The organism is Pseudodesulfovibrio aespoeensis Aspo-2 (assembly GCF_000176915.2).
Classification (GTDB): domain Bacteria; phylum Desulfobacterota; class Desulfovibrionia; order Desulfovibrionales; family Desulfovibrionaceae; genus Pseudodesulfovibrio; species Pseudodesulfovibrio aespoeensis.
The window spans coordinates 3548534-3565414 of sequence record NC_014844.1 but is presented as its reverse complement, the minus strand read 5'-3'; the positions used below and the strand labels follow the sequence as shown (position 1 = coordinate 3565414).

The window sequence follows — 16881 nt, the reverse complement described above, 5'->3', positions numbered from 1 at the left end:
CCTCCGAACGCGCAAAGGTTTCCAAAGGGCGGCGCATTTGCTAGAAAGGGACCATCGGCGGCCAGCGGGCTGCGCGTGGTTCAACGGCCCTTGCGGGTCAGGCATGGTGGGGGAGAATGAAGATAGTCGTCATCGGCGGATACGCGCCGTCGCTGGTCAATTTTCGCGGGCCGTTGCTTGGCCGGATGGTCTTCCTGGGCCACGAGGTGCACGCCCTGGCCCCGGTCCACGTGCCGGACGTGGGGGAGCAGCTTGAGGCCATGGGGGTGGACTTTCACGGGATCGCCCTGAACCGGCGCGGACTCAATCCTCTGGCCGACCTCGGCGCGCTGCTCCATCTCAAGCAGACCCTGGTGCGCATCAAGCCCGATCTCGTCCTCTCCTACACCTTCAAGCCCGTGGTTTACGGCTCCCTGGCCGCGCGTATGGCCTGGGTGGGCCACAAGAAGCGCGTCTACGCCATGATCACCGGCCTGGGCTACGCCTTTACCGAGGAGGCCGGGCTCAGGCGGCGCATCCTCTTCAACGTGGCCAAGGGCATGTACCGCTCCGGCCTCAACGCCTGCGACGGGGTCATCTTCCAGAACCCGGACGACGAAACGTTCTTCCGCAGACTCGGGGTCATCCCGGAGCGGGTCCGGACCACGGTGGTGGGCGGCTCGGGCGTGGACATGACCCACTACGCCGAGGCCCCGCTGCCCAGGGAGCCGGTCTTCCTGTGCCTGTCCCGGCTGCTCAGGTCCAAGGGCGTGGCCCTGTTTGCCGAGGCTGCGGCGCGGCTCAGGGAGCGGCATCCCCAGGCCGTGTTCCGGCTGGCCGGGCCCCTTGAGAGCGGCGGCGACGCCGTGACCCCGGACGAGATCGCCCGGTGGCGGCGGGCCGGGGCCGTGGAGGTGCTGGACCCGGTGGAGGACGTGCGCCCGCTCCTGGCCGGGGTCGGGGTCTATGTCCTGCCCAGCCACTACCGCGAGGGCGTGCCGCGCTCCATCCTCGAAGCCATGAGCATGGGCCGGGCCATTGTCACCACCGATGCGCCCGGCTGCCGCGAGACGGTCATTCCGGGCCAAAACGGATTTCTCGTGCCGCCTCGCGACGCGGACGCCCTGGCCTCGGCCATGGAGCGGTTCATCCTCGATCCCGCCCTGGTCCCGGCCATGGGCGCGGCCAGCCGCGCCCTGGCTCGCGAGCGGTTCGACGTGGACCGGGTCAACGACGCCATCCTGGCCTTCATGGAGCTTGGCCCGGAACCGGGCACGCAGGAGAAAGGAGCATGAAGCGGCTCTTTGACCTGATCGTGGCGGGCGCGGCCCTGCTGGCGCTCTGGCCGCTGCTCCTGCTCGTGGCCCTGGCCGTGCGCGTCAGGCTGGGCTCCCCGGTGTTCTTTCGTCAGGTGCGGCCCGGCCTGCACGGCAAGCCGTTTGAGATCGTCAAGTTTCGCACCATGCGCGATTCGACCGGCCCGGACGGCACGCCCCTGCCCGACTGCGACCGGCTGCCCCCCTTTGGCCGGTTCCTGCGCTCCACCTCGCTTGATGAACTGCCCGAACTCATCAACGTGCTGCGCGGCGAGATGTCCCTGGTCGGTCCCAGGCCGCTGCTCATGGCCTATCTCGACCGCTACTCGCCGCGTCAGGCCCGCCGTCACGAGGTGCGCCCCGGCATAACGGGCTGGGCGCAGGTCAATGGTCGCAACGCCATATCCTGGGACGAGAAATTCGAGTATGATATATGGTATGTGGACAACCAGTCCCTGGCTTTGGACCTGAAGATACTCTGGCTGACCCTGGGCTCGGTCTTCAAGGCCGACGACGTGTGTCAGCCCGGACACGCCACCATGGAGGAATTCATGGGCAATGGCGACAACCCGGACAACAAGGAAGGTAGATCATGAACGTCACCCGCATCCTGCTGCCTGTGGACGGCTCCCGCCTCTCGGACGCGGCAGCCGACATGGCCATCGACATCGCCGCCAGCTTTGGCGCGTCCATCGTCCTGCTCCATGTGCGCAAGCCCGTGCCCTCGGGCCTGGGCCAGCCCAACGCGGACGAACTGCTGCAATATCTGATCAAGAACGCCGAGGCGGTCATGGCCCACTATCGCGGCAAGCTCGGCAACGCCAAGGTCGATTATCTGGACCTGATCATTGGCGGCGAGGTGGCCGAGGTCATCGCCAACGTGGCCGAGGTGGAGAAGTGCGAACTGATCGTCATGGGCTCCAGGGGGCGGTCCGACCTGGCCGGGCTGATCCTCGGCTCGGTCACCCACAAGGTGCTCAACATCTCGGCCTGCCCGGTGCTGGTGGTTAAATAGAAGACGCCCCGGCGCGTCCTGTCGGGGAGAAGCCCGGCAATGGGCTTTTCCGGTCGGCCCGTTTGTGGCATTGATTGGAGAAAGGCGCACGCAACGCACCCTTGCCGGAAACCCCTAATTCTGGAGGAACCCATAATGAGCATCCCGGTTTTCAATTGCAAAAACGCCGACGACGTGATGAAGGCGGTCAAGGACTATAACGTCAGCTTCATCCAGTATTGGTTCGTGGACATCCTGGGCACACTGAAGAGCTTCCAGGTCACGCCGAGCGAGCTTGAGGCCTCCTTTGAGGAGGGCATGGGCTTTGACGGCTCGTCCATCCTCGGATTCTGCCGCATCGACGAGTCGGACATGGTGGCCATGCCCGATCCGACCACCTTCCAGATCTGCGCCTGGCGGCCCACGGAGCGCCCGGTGGCGCGCATGTTCTGCGACGTGGTCAATCCCGACGGCTCGCCCTTTGCCGCGGATTCGCGGTTCGTCCTCAAGCGGGTCATGGGCATGGCCGCCGAGAAGGGCTACACCTTCTACGTCGGCCCGGAGCTGGAGTTCTTCCTCTTTGCCGACGACAAGGACACCGAGGTGCTCGACTCGGGCGGCTATTTCGACGCCCCGCCGCTCGACCTTGGCAACAACATCCGCCGCGACATCATCTTCGCCCTCGATGCCATGGGCATCCAGGTGGAGTATTCGCACCACGAGGTGGCCCCGTCCCAGCACGAGATCGACCTGCGCTACCAGGAAGGCATGAAAATGGCCGATACGGCCATGACCTACCGGGTGGTGGTCAAGGAGACCGCGCGCAAGCACGGCTGCTACGCCACCTTCATGCCCAAGCCCATCTTCGGCGAAAACGGCTCGGGCATGCATGTCCACCAGTCGCTCTTCAAGAACGGGCGCAACGTCTTTCATGATGCGAGCGACGAGTACAACCTGTCCGCCGAGGGCAAGTCGTACATCGCGGGCATCCTCAAGCACGCGCCGGAGTTCGTGGCCGTGACCAACCAGTGGGTCAACTCCTACAAGCGGCTGGTGCCCGGCTACGAGGCCCCGGTCTACATCGCCTGGGCGCGGCGCAACCGCTCGGCCCTGGTCCGCGTGCCCATGTACAAGCCGGGCAAGGAGGCGGCCACCCGCATGGAGCTTAGGTGCCCGGACCCGGCGGCCAACCCCTACCTCTGCTTTGCCGTGCAGCTGGCCTCGGGCCTCAAGGGCATCGAGGAGAACTACGTCCTGCCCGACCCGGTGGAGGAGGACATCTTTGCCATGAACGACCGTGCCTTGAAGCGCAACAAGATCAAGGCGCTGCCCGGCTCCCTCTACGAAGCCACCATGAACCTGCACCGGTCCGCCTTCATGAAGGAGGTCCTGGGCGAGCATCTGCACACCGCCCTGGTGGAGAACAAGCTGGCCGAATGGGACGAATACCGGACCCAGGTCACCGAGTACGAGCTGGACAAGTACCTGCCAATCCTCTAGCAGAACCCTGCTTTTGATGAAAAAAAGGCCCTCCGCGAACGGAGGGCCTTTGCTATTGTTTGGGCCGGATCAGGTCTGGTCCGGGCTAGAGCACGCGGGTGATTTCCAGGCCGAGCTTGGCCGCCTTCATGGCCCCCTCGTCGCCCAGGACGCAGACCGCGCCGTGTTTGGCGTTGACGCGCACGGCCTTGGCAAAGTCCGCGAAGTCCTGGCGGGTGGCGCTCAGGGTCTGCTCGCGCAGGGTCTGGAGGTAGGCGTCGTCCTGGCCGGTCAGGCGGCGGACCAGGGCGGTGAACCCCTTGGCGTCGGGCAGCTGGTAGGCGTCCAGCTCGCCGATGGCTCCGATGATGGATTTCTCCAGCTCGTCGCGGGACAGGTCGAGGGTTTCGAGATGCTGGGCCACGGCGTCAAAGGCGTCGAGGGTGGCCGCCAGATTCGGATCGCGGTAGGAGACAAAGGCGATGCTGCCGCCAATGCGGTCGAGGAGGCAGAAGGCGCCGTAGGCACCGCCCTGCACGCGCACCTTTTCCCACAGGTAGCCGGTGCGCAGCAGTTTGTTGACCACCAGGGCCGCGCCGCTGAACGAAATGCCGTGTCCGGCCACGCTCACGCCCTTGCCCACGTAGTTGACCTGGGCCGGGATGGCCAGGCCCTCGCGCTCGGGCAGGGCCAGGGGGGCGCGGGGCGCGGCTTCGGTCCGGGTCGCGGGCAGCCCGTCCACCACCCCGGCCAGGGCGGGCTCACACCCGGCCATCAGGGCGGCGTCCATGGTGGCGTTGACCACCAGCCCGGTGCGGGTGATGAGCAGGGAGCGCAGCCGCTCCATGTCCTTGGCCACCGCGCGGAAATCATCCTCGATGCGCCCCTCCAGGGCGCGCAGGAACTGGAGGCCGGTCAGGCCGGACAGGCGCTCTTCCATGGCGTGGGCCGGGTGGGTGCGGGCGCGCAGCCGGGTGGCCACCACCTGATGGCCGGACGGCACCAGCCGCTGCTCGGCCCTGGCCCGCGCCTCGGCCACGATGCGGCCCAGCCGCTCCTTGCTGTCGAGCCGGGCCGAGGCCAGGATCTCGGTCAGGATGGCGGCGGTCTCGTCCATATTGTCCGCCGTGGCCTTGGCCCGCACCAGGAGCCGGGCCGCAGCAGCGTCCGAGCCGAGCACGGGCGCGGTGAAGGATTGGGCCCAGATGCCGCCCGAGGTGCGGGCGATCCACTGGGACAGGTCCACATAGTCGCGCTTGGCCGTGCCGGTCTCGGTCAGGGCGCGGCCCAGGATCGGCACATAGGAGAGCAGCTCGTCCGGGACCACGGACAGGTCAAAGCAGAGGTCCACATAGGCGATGCCGTTGGTGACCAGCTCGTGAAAGAGCAGGGGCGCGCCGCCAAGGGTGCGCTCCTCGGTGGGGATGGGCTTGTTCTGGGTGGGCAGGTCGGCCACGGACAGGCGCGGGATGGTGGCCAGGGCCTCGGGCGCGTCCGGCTCGGCCTGGAGGCGGGACAGCTCCGCAGCCTCGGCCATGACCCGGTCGAGGTCGTCGCCGGTCATGGCTGCCTTGATTTGCTTGAGCTGGGACGTTTCTTCCTTGGCCGCGCGCTTGGCCATCTTCTGGTCCGGCTCCAGGAGCACGGTGGTCCGGTGCGGGTTGTGCAGGAAGAGCCGGGCCAGCAGCTCCTCGAAAATCTTCTCGCCCGATTCGACCCACCCCTTGATGTGCGTGAGCGGTTCCTCAAAGGGCAGGAGCAGCAGGGGATCGCCCTCGCCCTGGTCGTCGTCATAGAGCCAGGTTGACAGGGCCTGGAACATGAGGGAAAGACCGCGCGGGTATGAGCCGGTGTTGTTCTCGCGCAGGTCGAACTCCACGGTGTTGATGGCCGCTTCGATGTCCTTGGGGTCAATGCCTTTTTCCACCAGTTCCTTGATGGTGTGGAAGATGACGGACTCCACCTTGATGGCGTTGGACGGGTGGATGCCCTTGAGGCCCACGGAGAAGAACATCTGGCGGATGTCCGCCTCAAGCCCCACGCCCGCCAGGTCGTCGCCCAGGCCGGAATCGGTCAGGGCCTTGCGCAGGGGCGAGGAGGGCAGCCCCACCAGGATCTGCTCCAGGATGTGCAGGGCGAGGTTGAGGTTGGCGTCCGCGGTCTCGGCCAGCAGCCAGTTGACCGTGAACATGCCCTTGTCCAGCCGCTCCGAGGCCGGATAGGGCTTGCGCAGGGCGCGGGCCTCGGTGAACCGGGGCTGGAGCGGGATGCGGCTGGCCGTCACGTCGCGGGGCTCAAAGCGCGAGAACACGGCGTCCAGGATTTCGAGCCGTTTGGCCGGGTCGTCGTCGCCGTAGAAATAGGCGTAGGCGTTGGACGGGTGGTAGTGGTCGCGGTGAAAGGCCATGAACGTGTCAAAGGTCAGGTCCGGAATCCTGGCCGGGTCGCCGCCCGAATCCAGGCCATAGGTCACGTCCGGAAAGAGGGACTGCTGGGAATGCTCGTGGAGCAGGGAGTCGGGCGAGGAATAGGCGCCCTTCATCTCGTTGTAGACCACGCCCTTGTAGGTCAGGGGCTTGTCCGGCCCGGCCAGCTCCAGGTGCCACCCCTCCTGCTTGAGGGTGTTCTCGGTCAACCGGGGATAAAAGACCGCGTCAAGATAGACGTCCACAAGGTTGTAGAAGTCGCTGACATTGGCGCTGGCCACCGGATAGCAGGTCTTGTCCGGAAAGGTCAGGGCGTTGAGAAAGGTCTGGAGCGACCCCTTGAGCAGCTCCACAAAAGGCTCGCGCACCGGGTATTTCTCGGATCCGCACAAGACCGAATGTTCCAGGATGTGGGCCACGCCCGTGGAGTCCTCGGGCGGGGTGCGAAAGGAAATGCCAAAGACCTTGTTCTCGTCGTCGTTGACGATGGACAGCACGCGCGCGCCGGTCTTGTCGTGGCGGTAGAGGTGGGCGAAGGCGGCCATTTCCGCGATCTCAAGCTCCCTGATCTTCGTGAAACCGTGACTCATTATGTCTGCTCTCTTTGCCTTGTTGACAGTCTGTGCGCCGTGCGCATCGCCCGGCAGCGTGTTTGCCGTTCCCTTTGGCCCGTTGCCGGGCCGTTCTTCCTGGTCGCGCTCCGGAAGCAGCGCGACAGACAAGGGTATACACTACATGGCTGCGGGATCAAAGTGCAGCGTGGATGCAAAAAATACTTGACGGACGCCGCCTGTCCGGCTAGTTTTGTTGAAAATAGGAATCATTCATACCTAGCTGACAACCTTTTGACCATATGGAGAAATATCATGAGCTGCGGATGCGAAACTGACCACGACCACGATGAAATGTTCCCGGAATTCGCCAAAGTAGGGCAGTTGGTCCCGCCCTTTGCCATGGAGAGCTACGACCCTGTCGAGGGCGGCTTTTGCGAGGTGGATATGGGTGCGTTGCGCGAGCAGGGCAAGTGGGTAGTTCTCTTCTTCTACCCGGCCGACTTCACCTTTGTCTGCCCCACCGAGCTGGCCGACCTGGCCGCCAAACACGCCGATCTGGTCAGGCTTGGAGCCGAGGTGATCTCGGTTTCCACGGACACCAAGTTCACCCATCTGGCCTGGAAGAGCGACGAGCGGCTGCTGGCCGACGTGAAATTCAAGATGGCCTCGGACGCCACTGGCGAGGTCTCCCGCTTCTTTGATGTCTGGGACTATGACACCGGCCTGGCCCTGCGCGGCACCTTTGTCATCAACCCCGAAGGGATGCTGGTCTCTGCGGAGATCAACTACTACAACGTGGGCCGCAACGCCGACGAGCTGGTACGCAAGATGGAGGCCAACGCCTATCTCAAGGACCACCCCGAGCAGGCCTGCCCTGCCAAATGGGTTCCGGGCGGCAAGACCCTGACCCCTGGCGAAGGGCTGGTGGGCAAGGTTTACGAAGCTCTCAACGACTAGTTACGATCACACTCTCGTAACTCCTGTTGCAAAGCGCCCCTGACAGACGGTCTGTCAGGGGCGCTCCTGCGTTCGTCTTCCTGGGCGTTGGGCGGTCTATTTGTCGGATGCGGGCAGGCCCGGCTTCAGGAAATCCCATTGCTTGCGGCGCAGCCAGGAAAAGGAGCGCCTGCCGTGGACCATCTCGGCCAGCCGGGTGGAGCCGGTGTTGACGAACAGGCTGAGCGAGCGCGGCCCGACCAGCTTCATGGCCCGGAACAGGAGCCAGCGCAGCCTGTCGGACCCGCGCAACTCCGGGGAGATGTCGCGGCGCAGCCGGGCCGTGTAGAGCGGGCCGGGCGCTTGGCCGTCCTCCAGGGCCGAGGCCACGGCCTCGCCCGCGTACAGGCCGGTGCACATGGCGTAGAAAATCCCCTCGCCAAAGAGCGGCTCCACGAACCCGCCCGCGTCGCCGACAAGCATGGCGTGGCCGCAGACCGGGTTTTCAAGGGCGTTGCCATAGGGCAGGGGGTGCCCGCGCAGGGGCGGCACAGCCCGCGAGTCGATCTTGAGAAAATCAAGAAAATCTCTAAATAGATTGGAAAATTTGACTTTTCCGCGCCGCAGGCCGCAGAGGCCCACCAGGACGCGATCCTGGCCTGGAAAGACCCAGCCATAGCCCGCCTCGATGAAGCCCACATAGAGCTCCGGGCACTCGACCGGCTCTGGCAGGGCTGCCGGGTCCAGGGTCACCTCTATGGCCGGAGCCATAAACTGGTTGAACCGGTCCCGGTCGTGGCCCAAAAAGGAATTGCGGACCACGGAGTTGGCCCCGTCCGCGCCGATGAGGTGATCCGCTTCGAGGACGGTGCCGTCGGCCAGGGTCAGGCGCGCCGGGGTTGAGCCGCCGCCTGGATCGCAGGCCGTCACCCGCGCGCCGAGCATGACCTTGGCCCCGGCTCTGGCCGCGTGGTCCAACAGCCGGGCGTCCAGCCGGGAGCGGTCAATGAAGTGGAAGGGGTAGGGCATGGCCCCGCTGGTCAGCAGACTGGCCGGGGTGCGGATGGTGTAGCGGTCCGAGACATGGGTGATCACGCCCGCCTCGGTCAGGCCGGGCACGCTCTCGTGGAACACGGTCTCCAGCAGCCGGACCGATTTCCAGGTCAGCAGGCCGCCGCACAGCTTGGGGCGCGGGAACCGCGCCTTGTCGAGCATGAGCACCGAGTGCCCCCTGCGGGCCAGGGCCAGCCCTGCCGTGGCTCCTGCCGGGCCGCAGCCGCAGATGATGACATCGTGTCGCTTGTCCATGGATCCCCCCCCGGATCGGAATCTTTCCCCTACACCGAGGAGCGCCTGTCGCGCAAGGGCGGGCGGTCCGGCCTGGCCGCGTCGCTGACCGCGCTGCCGCTCTGATCGGGCTGGCACGGCTATGCTAAACCGCGGATTCGTAGTATAGGCCAGGCTCCACGGTCGGCCAGCCCGACGCAACCGCAGGAGATGTCATGAGAAGCCGCCAAAGCCGCGACAGGAGCAGGGAGAGGACGAGGAATTTTATTCTTGTCCTGCTTGCTGTGGGCATGGTGGTTTTCTTCTTCAATCTGGACATGGTCACCGAGGGCGAGTCCCTCTTCAGCCGTAATTCGGAGCGCAAGCTCTCCTTTTCGGGCGACCTTGAGCGCAAGGCGTTTACGGCCAAGGAGGTGGACCGGCTCCTGGCCTTCATCAAGCGCCACGACGGGGTCATCGAGAGCGTGGTCGTCCAGACATCGCTCCAGGACCAGTACCGGGCCGTGAACCCTTCCACGGAATTGATGTTCGAGATCCGGATAGGCATGACCGACGGCGGGACCATATCGGCCCCCACCCGCCGCGCCGTGCGGGACGCCCTTGTCACGGCCATTCTGGAAAAGCTCGACAAGGACATCCGGGCTTATGAAAAGATCAACAGGAAAGACGACAAGGTGAAATCGCTGATCAACACCATGTGAGCCGCGTCCCCTGATCCGACTTGTTCTGCCCGTCCGGCCTGCGCCCGGCGGGCTTTTTTGCGCCATTGGGGGATCGCTCCGCTGGCCTGGTCAGGCTCCCCGGCCCGGCGGCCAGGGCGCGGCCAGCAGCTCCTCGACGATCAGGGAGGTGTCCTTTGGCAGCAGGCGCAGCAGATAGTCCGCGCAGTCGGCATAGCGGCGCGAGATCAGGGTCACGGGATGGTCGTGCAGGAACTGCGGCAGGTCGCGCACGGTCAGGGTGGCGGTGCGGTTGGCGTTGTTTTCCCAGGTGTGCAGGCTGCGCCAGCGCGCCTTGGGAAAGCGTTGGCCCAGGGCGGCCAGCAGTCTGTCGCGCTCGTCTGGATGGCAGAGCAGGGGCAGGGTCTTGCCCCGGTCGGCCCAGTCGGCCAGTCGGAACCCGGTGATGCGCTGGCGCAGGGTGTCGCGGTAGCGCCGGATGAGCTCGCGCGCGATGTGTATCCGGGTGGCGGTGTCGGCCACGGGATGCAGATGGGTCAGCAGCTTGGTGGCCGAGAGCAGCGGGCTGTCGGCCAGTTCCTCGGGCTCGGCGTCCGCGGTCAGGGCCTCGGCCTGACGGGCCAGGGTCTCGGCCGTGCCCAGCTGCTCGTAGAGCATGCGTTTGGCCCCGGTCAGGTTGGGCAACCCCGCGCGCGAGGCGCGCTCCATGCCCTGGCGGAACACGGTCCGGTCAATGGCCGGGGCTGTCAGGAAGGCGTCCGGGTCGGCATGCTCGAACACGGCAGGGTCGAGCATGCCGGTGCGCGAGATATTGTAGCACCCGGTGCCGCCCTTGATCACCATCTCGGCGGCGATGGTCTCGGCCTCGTAGGCCGTGGCCATGAACTGCATGGTGGTGATCCCGGTCTGGCCGTTGCCCAGGCGGGCGGCAAAGGAGCCTTTGACCACTGCTGTCAGGTCCTCTGCATTGGAAAGGGGCTGGCTGTCCGTTGTCGCGCACAGGCCGTCGCCCCCGGTGCACGGGCCGCCCGCCCGGCAGCCAAAGGCGAGGTCGGCCCCGGCCACCAGCAGGCTCGGCGGGCGCAGCAGCTCGGCGGCTCCGAGCATGGGGATGAACGAACTGAGCCAGGAGTTGCGAATCTCGTAGGTGTCGCCGAACAGGCCGGGGTGGAAGGTGTCGATCCAGAATATCCCGGCAAAGCGGTGGAGATAGCGGCTGGCCGGGGCGCAGGACAGGGCCAGGAGCCAGCTGTTCGAGAGGTCCATGTCGTCGGGGTAGAAGTTGTGCTGCTCGCCGTGGGTGTCGAGCTGGACCACGATGTCCGGCGTGATGCCCGCGTTGCGGCAAAAGGCCAGGGTCTTGGACAGGCAGAGAACCAGGAACCGCTCGGCCAGGGCCGGGGCAAAAGGCGCGAGGCCGTCCAGGGAGTCGCCCGGCAGCAGCAGGAGCACGGGCATGGGCGGGAGTGCGCCCGTGAGGCTCTTGGTGCGCGGCCAGGAGAGGAGGTGGGGCAGGTTCTCCATGGTGTTGACCTGATAGAGCAGGTGGGCCAGCGGTCCCTTGTCGCCGCCCAGGCCCAGGGGGTCCGGGGTGGAGGTGTCCTGGCTGGGGAACCAGACGTATTTGATCAGGCAGAAGACAAGGTGCTTCTGAATGCGGCGCACCGCCTGGTAGTCAGTCTCCGCCAGGAGTGACGAGACCGCCAGGACCGCGCCGTGGCGATACTCGGCCAGGGGGATGCGGCCTATGGCCGACATGGACGCCGGGCCTGCGTCCGGCAGGCGCAGCAGTCTGGCGGGCGAGAGCCCTTCTTCCATTTGGCACGCGCCGAGCGTGATGACCAGGGGGTTACCCTGGATGTGGTCCCTGGTCAGCAGGTCGAGACAGGTGGTGAGCATGTGGTGTCCGCGTGTTTGGACCGCGATGGGCCGTGGGTCATATCTCGCGCCGACAGGCCAGGGGCATGCGCCAGCCCGTGCCGAACGAGCGCGGGGTCAGCTTGATGCCCGGCGCGGCCTGACGGCGTTTGAACTCTGCCGAGCGGACCAGGCGCAGTACCCGGTCCACGGTCTGGGGGTCGAATCCCGCCCCGATGATCTGGCGCGCCGACTGGTGGCGCTCAATGTGCAGGGCCAGGATGGCATCAAGCACGTCGTAGGGGGGCAGCGAGTCCTGGTCTTTCTGATCGGGCCGCAGCTCCGCCGAAGGCGGCTTGGTGATGATCGCCTCGGGGATGGCCGGGCGAACATGCGCGTTGTACCAGCGGGCCAGGGCAAAGACCCCGGTCTTGTCCATGTCCGAGACGACCGCGAACCCGCCGGACATGTCGCCGTAGATGGTGCAATAGCCAACAGCCAGCTCGCTCTTGTTGCCCGTGGTCAGGAGCATGGCCCCGCGCTTGTTGGACAGGGCCATGAGCAGGTTGCCCCGGATGCGCGACTGGATGTTCTCCTCGGTGGTGTCCTCGGCCAGCCCGGCAAAGGGCCCGGCCAGGGCCAGGGCATAGGCGTTCATGATCGGCGCTATGGGCAGGGTCAGGGTGGTCACACCCAGGTTGGCGGCCAGGGCCAGGGAGTCGTCCACGCTGCCCCGGCTTGAATAGGGCGAGGGCATGAGCACGCAGGTGACGTTCTCCGCTCCCAGGGCCTCGGCGGCCACAGCAGCGGTCACGGCAGAGTCGATGCCGCCGGACAGGCCGATCAGGGCCGTGGAAAAGCAGCTCTTGCGCACATAGTCGCGGGTGCCCATGACCAGGGCGCGCCATGTCTCGGCCTCGCGCCCGAAATCGTCGGGAGCGATGGCGTCCGGCTTTGGCGCGTCGATGTCAAACATGGCCACTCCCGGCGTGAAACCGGGGGCGCGGCCCGTCAGGGCGCCGTCCGGGCCAAAGGCGCAGGATCGGCCATCAAAGATCAGGTCGTCGTTGCCGCCCGTCTGGTTGGCGTAGACCAGGGGCACGCCGTATTTGCGGGCCACGGCTCCGAGCATGTCCTCGCGCAGCCTCTGCTTGCCCAGAAAGAGCGGCGAGGCCGAGAGGTTGAGGATCAGGTCCGGCCCGTGGACCGCGGCCTCTTCGAGCGGGTCGCGGGCGTAGCTCCGGGTCTCCCAGTAGTCCTTGTCGTTCCAGGCGTCCTCGCAGATGGTCACGGCAATGGTCCGGCCCTTGAAACGCAGGATGTTCCCAGCCTGATCCCCAGTGGGCGCGGGCTCGAAATAGCGGGCCTCGTCAAAGACATCGTAGGTGGGCAGCAGGGTCTTGCGGAACACGCGGCGGACCGCGCCGCCTTCGCACCAGAAGGCGGCGTTGAAGACCGGCTTGCCGAGGTTGCAGGGGTTTGGCTCCACCCCGCCCAGGAGCAGGGGAGTTCCGCCGGGCGCGTCGTCCTCAAGCTCGCGGGCCAGGGCATCGGCTGCACCCCTGGCCCTGGCCACGAATCCGCCGTATAGGAGCAGATCGCGCGGCGGGTAGCCGGTCACGGCCATTTCCGGGGTCAGGCACAGGTCCGCGCCCAGGCTCCGGGCCTCGGCCACGCCCTGCCTGATGGCCGCGCAGTTGCCTTCAATGTCCCCGACCACGGGATTGAGTTGCAGCACGCCGATTTTCATGGAGCCTAGATACGCCAAAGGCGGCCATTGGGCAACCGTGCCGGGGTTCGGCACAGGGCTGACGCATCTCAGGATCGCGTCTGACGCGTTTTTGTCGGTTAAGTGCCTCCTGACTTCATTTATTCGTTTGACTCAAATGCCATGTGTCAAAGCATTCATAATGATTTTAGTCTGATATAGTGTATGGTGCACTCCAAAAGGGAGTGCAGATGCCAAATTGCGACAAGTCGTTGATCACCCATCTGTCCATTGTCAAAGACCCGCGAATTGACAGGACAAAAAAACATAACCTTATTGACATACTGGTCATTGCCGTTTGCGCAGTTATTGCCAATGCTGAGGGGTGGGAGGATATAGAATGCTTTGGAATAACGAGGGAAAAATGGCTGAAAACATTTCTTGAGCTTCCAAATGGCATTCCATCCCACGACACGTTTGCGCGCGTCTTTGCCAGACTGGAGCCCATCGAATTGCAACAAGCGCTGTCGAGTTGGCTTTCGGCCCTACAGATCGAAATGCGCGGCAAAGTTGTGGCGTTTGATGGAAAGACGGTGCGGCGATCGTTCGATAGGGCAACGCAAAAAAACTCTCTTCATTTGGTCAACGCATGGCTTTCACAGGACAACCTTATCCTTGGCCAAGTGAAAGTGGATGACAAGTCGAATGAAATTACTGCAATCCCCAAGCTGCTTGAAATGCTGCATCTTGAAGGTGCAATTGTCACCATTGATGCCATGGGGTGCCAAAAAGCCATAGCCAAGCAGATCGGATCAAAAAAAGCCGACTATGTGCTTGCCGTAAAACAGAACCAGCCAGAACTTTATGAATATATTGATCTTTTGTTTAACGAGTCCAAGGTCAATACATCTTTGCTACATCAGACGCGCCGGACAATCGATTCCGGCCATGGCCGAATCGAAACCCGTGAATACAGCACCATTGTGGGTGACGATCTTCTGGCAGGAATAACAGGGTGGGACAATCTCAATGCCATCGGCATGGTTGAATCAAAACGCGAAGTTGGCAACACCATATCGAATGAAAAAAGATATTTCATCATGAGTATCAACGGGCACGCTCAACGTTTCGGCGATGCCGTCCGTGAGCACTGGGGGATAGAAAACACAGTCCATTGGGTGCTTGATGTCAGTTTCGGCGAGGACCAAAGTCGTATACGAAAGGATAATTCGCCGGAAAACCTCTCAATGTTGAGGAAAATAGCGCTCAATTGTGTGAAACAAGAGTCTACGAAAACCAGCATGAAGAGAAAGCGCAAAATGGCTGGCTGGGACAACTCGTTTCTTATCAAGGTGCTGACTGGAAATTAGATGCGGTTGCCCTGGCCAGAATGGAGTGTGTGCTTCCGGAACACAAAAACCCTCGCGAAGTGATTCGCACGGGTTTTGCATTCAAGGTGGTGCTCGGGTGACCCTATAATCGGAGCTTCAGGCAAACAACTTACTGTTGCCTCCACTGGGTCAAAATGCTAGGTCACTCTTCAAACAGGAAGAATCCGCTAAAAAGTAATACTCAAACAAAATCAACACACTATCATGCTGCCGAAATCTGAAGAGTTCCGAGTGTTCTCTTCGGAACCAGGATGATCAATGGTTGCGGTTTACAGGCCGCAGCCCCTTTAATTATCATTAATAAAGTGAGGAAAACATGCGCAACAAATTGACCGTTGTCGTGCCGACCTATAAACGGCACCACCTGCTTGAGCAGGTTCTCCCGCATTTACTCAGTCTGGATACCCGGATTTTGGTCATTGATTCCTCGGAAACTCCGCATGCCCCCTCTTCCAGCAACCCCCGCATTGATTATGTGCATTGTCCGGACCTGGGCGTGCTTCAGAAAATCCGTAAGCATGTCGTAGAGCGCGTCCACACCCCATACATGCTCATGAATGCCGACGACATCTTCCCGTCAAGGCAGGCAATAACCGAGTGCGTCGATTTCTTGGAAAACAATCCCGACTACTCGTCCGCCCAAGGCGTGATCCTCTATCATGAAAACGGGCGGGTCTATCCTCACGAGCCGGACTCTCCATTATATCAGGCGGACGCCGACAGCGCCGGGGCGAGGTTGTTGCAACATTTCACGAACTACCATCCTATGTTCTATTCGGTACAGCGTGCCGACTGCTGGAAAGTTACACTCGACAGAATCCCGGCCGAGTTGGTCAATTACAATTTTAGTGAACTCTATATGGTCATGATGATGCTCGCGCACGGGAAGGCCGCCAAATTCCCCAGCTTCTTTCATGTTACCAACCTTGTCCCTTCGCTGAACGTCACATGCCTGCGCCTGCGCGGGAAGTCGAAAGACATGATATTCAACGGTCGGTACTTCCCGGAACTGGAAGCGATCAAAAAAACCGTCAGCCGGTATCTGTACGAACGGGAAGCCCTTCCGGAAAGGTGCGCACGGCGTTTCATCGAAGGCGCACTCGCCCTCCTCTTTGTGAGAGCCCTCCGGCGCAAGACATTTTACTGGATAGGTGACCGGCCCCCTAAAACTTTGGGTGACAGAATCAGGAAGGAATGGACCTCCTTCCTCAGGAAAACGATCCTCAGGGAGAAAAAAGCTCTGGATACAGCCCAGAAAAAAGCATGCGAGAAAAGCGAGTTGGAAAGGATTCTTGAACAAAGCGGGGTAGCGGGGCGTAACGACTTCAATGCGATCATGAAGATCCTCCACCCTGCCGGAATGTAACAGGCAAGGCCAACCTCATGAAAGTGCTTGTAACCGGTGCGACCGGCTTTTTGGGTAACCACGTTGTTTCAGCGCTAGTCCGCCGGGGAACACCTACGGTTGTGACGGGGCGTGATGTCCAAAAGCTGCGGGCTGCCCCATGGTCCGACGAAGTGGAGTGCGTCCCAATGGATATGGAGACGTTGCCGGACAATCTGTTTGCAGCCCTAGGCAGTCCGACACATTGTATTCATCTTGCCTGGCCGGGCCTGCCCAACTATAGATCGGACTGCCATCTGCAGGAAAGTTTGCCACAAAGCCGCGAAGTCCTTTTTCGATTAATTGATGGTGGCCTGAAGCACCTTCTGGTGACGGGCACCTGTTTAGAGTATGGGATGCAGGAAGGGGAGTTGGCCGAAGAGATCGAGGCAAAACCGAGCACCCCTTACGCCATGGCTAAAGACAGACTGCGACAGTCCTTGGAGCAGCGCATACTCGGCACGGGTGTCTGTCTTCAATGGTCGAGACTCTTTTACATGTATGGTCCGGGACAGAACCCCAACTCGCTATTTGCCCAACTGCAACGGGCGATTGCCGATGGACAGAAGGAATTCCCCATGTCCGGCGGGGAACAGGTGCGCGACTACCTCCCCGTGGAGGAGGTGGCCGAAATTCTGGCGGCTCTGGCACACCATTCGTCGTTTACGGGCATCGTCAACATTTGTTCCGGAAAAAATGTACGCCTGCGAGAGATGGTTCAAGGATATATCGATAAGACACAAGCCTCGATCAAACTGAAGCTTGGCGTATACCCCTATCCGGAATGGGAACCCTTTCGTTTTTGGGGCAGCACCGCCAAACTCGCCCGGCTGGGAGTGACCCGGTGACTCTATGCCCCCTTTGCGCATACCGGTCTGCGGCCCTTATCT

The 16881-nt window shown here is 62.9% G+C and carries 13 protein-coding genes; 9 read left to right on the top strand and 4 right to left on the bottom strand.

Going from position 1 to position 16881, the window contains the following annotated elements; translation table 11 throughout:
* Window positions 1-116 precede the first annotated feature (116 nt).
* The 4 genes from DAES_RS16470 to DAES_RS16455 all read left to right on the top strand — a co-directional run bounded on the left by DAES_RS16470 (window position 117) and on the right by DAES_RS16455 (window position 3789).
* A complete protein-coding gene (locus tag DAES_RS16470; RefSeq protein WP_013516171.1) occupies window positions 117-1274 on the top strand; it encodes a glycosyltransferase family 4 protein in 1158 nt (385 codons plus the stop codon).
* On the top strand, window positions 1271-1891 hold the full coding sequence (locus tag DAES_RS16465; protein ID WP_013516170.1) for a sugar transferase: 621 nt from the start codon (window positions 1271-1273) through the stop codon (window positions 1889-1891). Before DAES_RS16470 ends, DAES_RS16465 begins: the two co-directional genes overlap by 4 nt.
* On the top strand, window positions 1888-2310 hold the full coding sequence (locus tag DAES_RS16460) for a universal stress protein (protein WP_013516169.1): 423 nt from the start codon (window positions 1888-1890) through the stop codon (window positions 2308-2310). The genes DAES_RS16465 and DAES_RS16460 overlap by 4 nt, the downstream gene beginning before the upstream one ends.
* Window positions 2311-2445: 135 nt before the next feature.
* The gene (locus DAES_RS16455) at window positions 2446-3789 is read left to right on the top strand and encodes a glutamine synthetase family protein (RefSeq protein WP_013516168.1); all 1344 of its coding nucleotides are present in this window, start codon (window positions 2446-2448) and stop codon (window positions 3787-3789) included.
* An 85-nt stretch (window positions 3790-3874) separates the two neighbouring features.
* Here the strand turns inward: DAES_RS16455 and DAES_RS16450 are convergent, their stop codons facing one another.
* The gene (locus DAES_RS16450) at window positions 3875-6784 is read right to left on the bottom strand and encodes an insulinase family protein (protein ID WP_013516167.1); all 2910 of its coding nucleotides are present in this window, start codon (window positions 6782-6784) and stop codon (window positions 3875-3877) included.
* Window positions 6785-7060: 276 nt separating this feature from the next.
* Between DAES_RS16450 and DAES_RS16445 the strand changes: the two genes are divergently transcribed.
* The gene (locus tag DAES_RS16445; protein WP_013516166.1) at window positions 7061-7705 is read left to right on the top strand and encodes a peroxiredoxin; all 645 of its coding nucleotides are present in this window, start codon (window positions 7061-7063) and stop codon (window positions 7703-7705) included.
* A gap of 96 nt (window positions 7706-7801) precedes the next feature.
* Here DAES_RS16445 and DAES_RS16440 read toward each other — a convergent pair whose 3' ends face one another.
* The gene (locus DAES_RS16440) at window positions 7802-8992 is read right to left on the bottom strand and encodes an NAD(P)/FAD-dependent oxidoreductase (protein WP_013516165.1); all 1191 of its coding nucleotides are present in this window, start codon (window positions 8990-8992) and stop codon (window positions 7802-7804) included.
* A gap of 194 nt (window positions 8993-9186) precedes the next feature.
* On the opposite strand from DAES_RS16440, the gene DAES_RS16435 reads away from it, so the two are divergent.
* A complete protein-coding gene (locus DAES_RS16435; RefSeq protein WP_013516164.1) occupies window positions 9187-9672 on the top strand; it encodes a hypothetical protein in 486 nt (161 codons plus the stop codon).
* Window positions 9673-9762: 90 nt separating this feature from the next.
* Here DAES_RS16435 and DAES_RS16430 read toward each other — a convergent pair whose 3' ends face one another.
* Both DAES_RS16430 and DAES_RS16425 read right to left on the bottom strand, forming a co-directional pair.
* A complete protein-coding gene (locus tag DAES_RS16430; protein ID WP_013516163.1) occupies window positions 9763-11550 on the bottom strand; it encodes a 6-hydroxymethylpterin diphosphokinase MptE-like protein in 1788 nt (595 codons plus the stop codon).
* Window positions 11551-11587: 37 nt separating this feature from the next.
* A complete protein-coding gene (locus tag DAES_RS16425; RefSeq protein WP_013516162.1) occupies window positions 11588-13258 on the bottom strand; it encodes an NAD+ synthase in 1671 nt (556 codons plus the stop codon).
* Window positions 13259-13467: 209 nt separating this feature from the next.
* Between DAES_RS16425 and DAES_RS16420 the strand changes: the two genes are divergently transcribed.
* The 3 genes from DAES_RS16420 to DAES_RS16410 all read left to right on the top strand — a co-directional run bounded on the left by DAES_RS16420 (window position 13468) and on the right by DAES_RS16410 (window position 16839).
* A complete protein-coding gene (locus DAES_RS16420) occupies window positions 13468-14586 on the top strand; it encodes an ISAs1 family transposase (RefSeq protein WP_013513286.1) in 1119 nt (372 codons plus the stop codon).
* Window positions 14587-14923: 337 nt separating this feature from the next.
* Window positions 14924-15973, top strand: a complete 1050-nt coding sequence (locus DAES_RS17110) for a glycosyltransferase family 2 protein (RefSeq protein WP_013516161.1) — start codon at window positions 14924-14926, stop codon at window positions 15971-15973.
* A 17-nt stretch (window positions 15974-15990) separates the two neighbouring features.
* Window positions 15991-16839 (top strand): NAD-dependent epimerase/dehydratase family protein, encoded by an 849-nt coding sequence (locus DAES_RS16410; protein ID WP_013516160.1) that lies wholly within the window; start codon window positions 15991-15993, stop codon window positions 16837-16839.
* Window positions 16840-16881 lie beyond the last annotated feature (42 nt).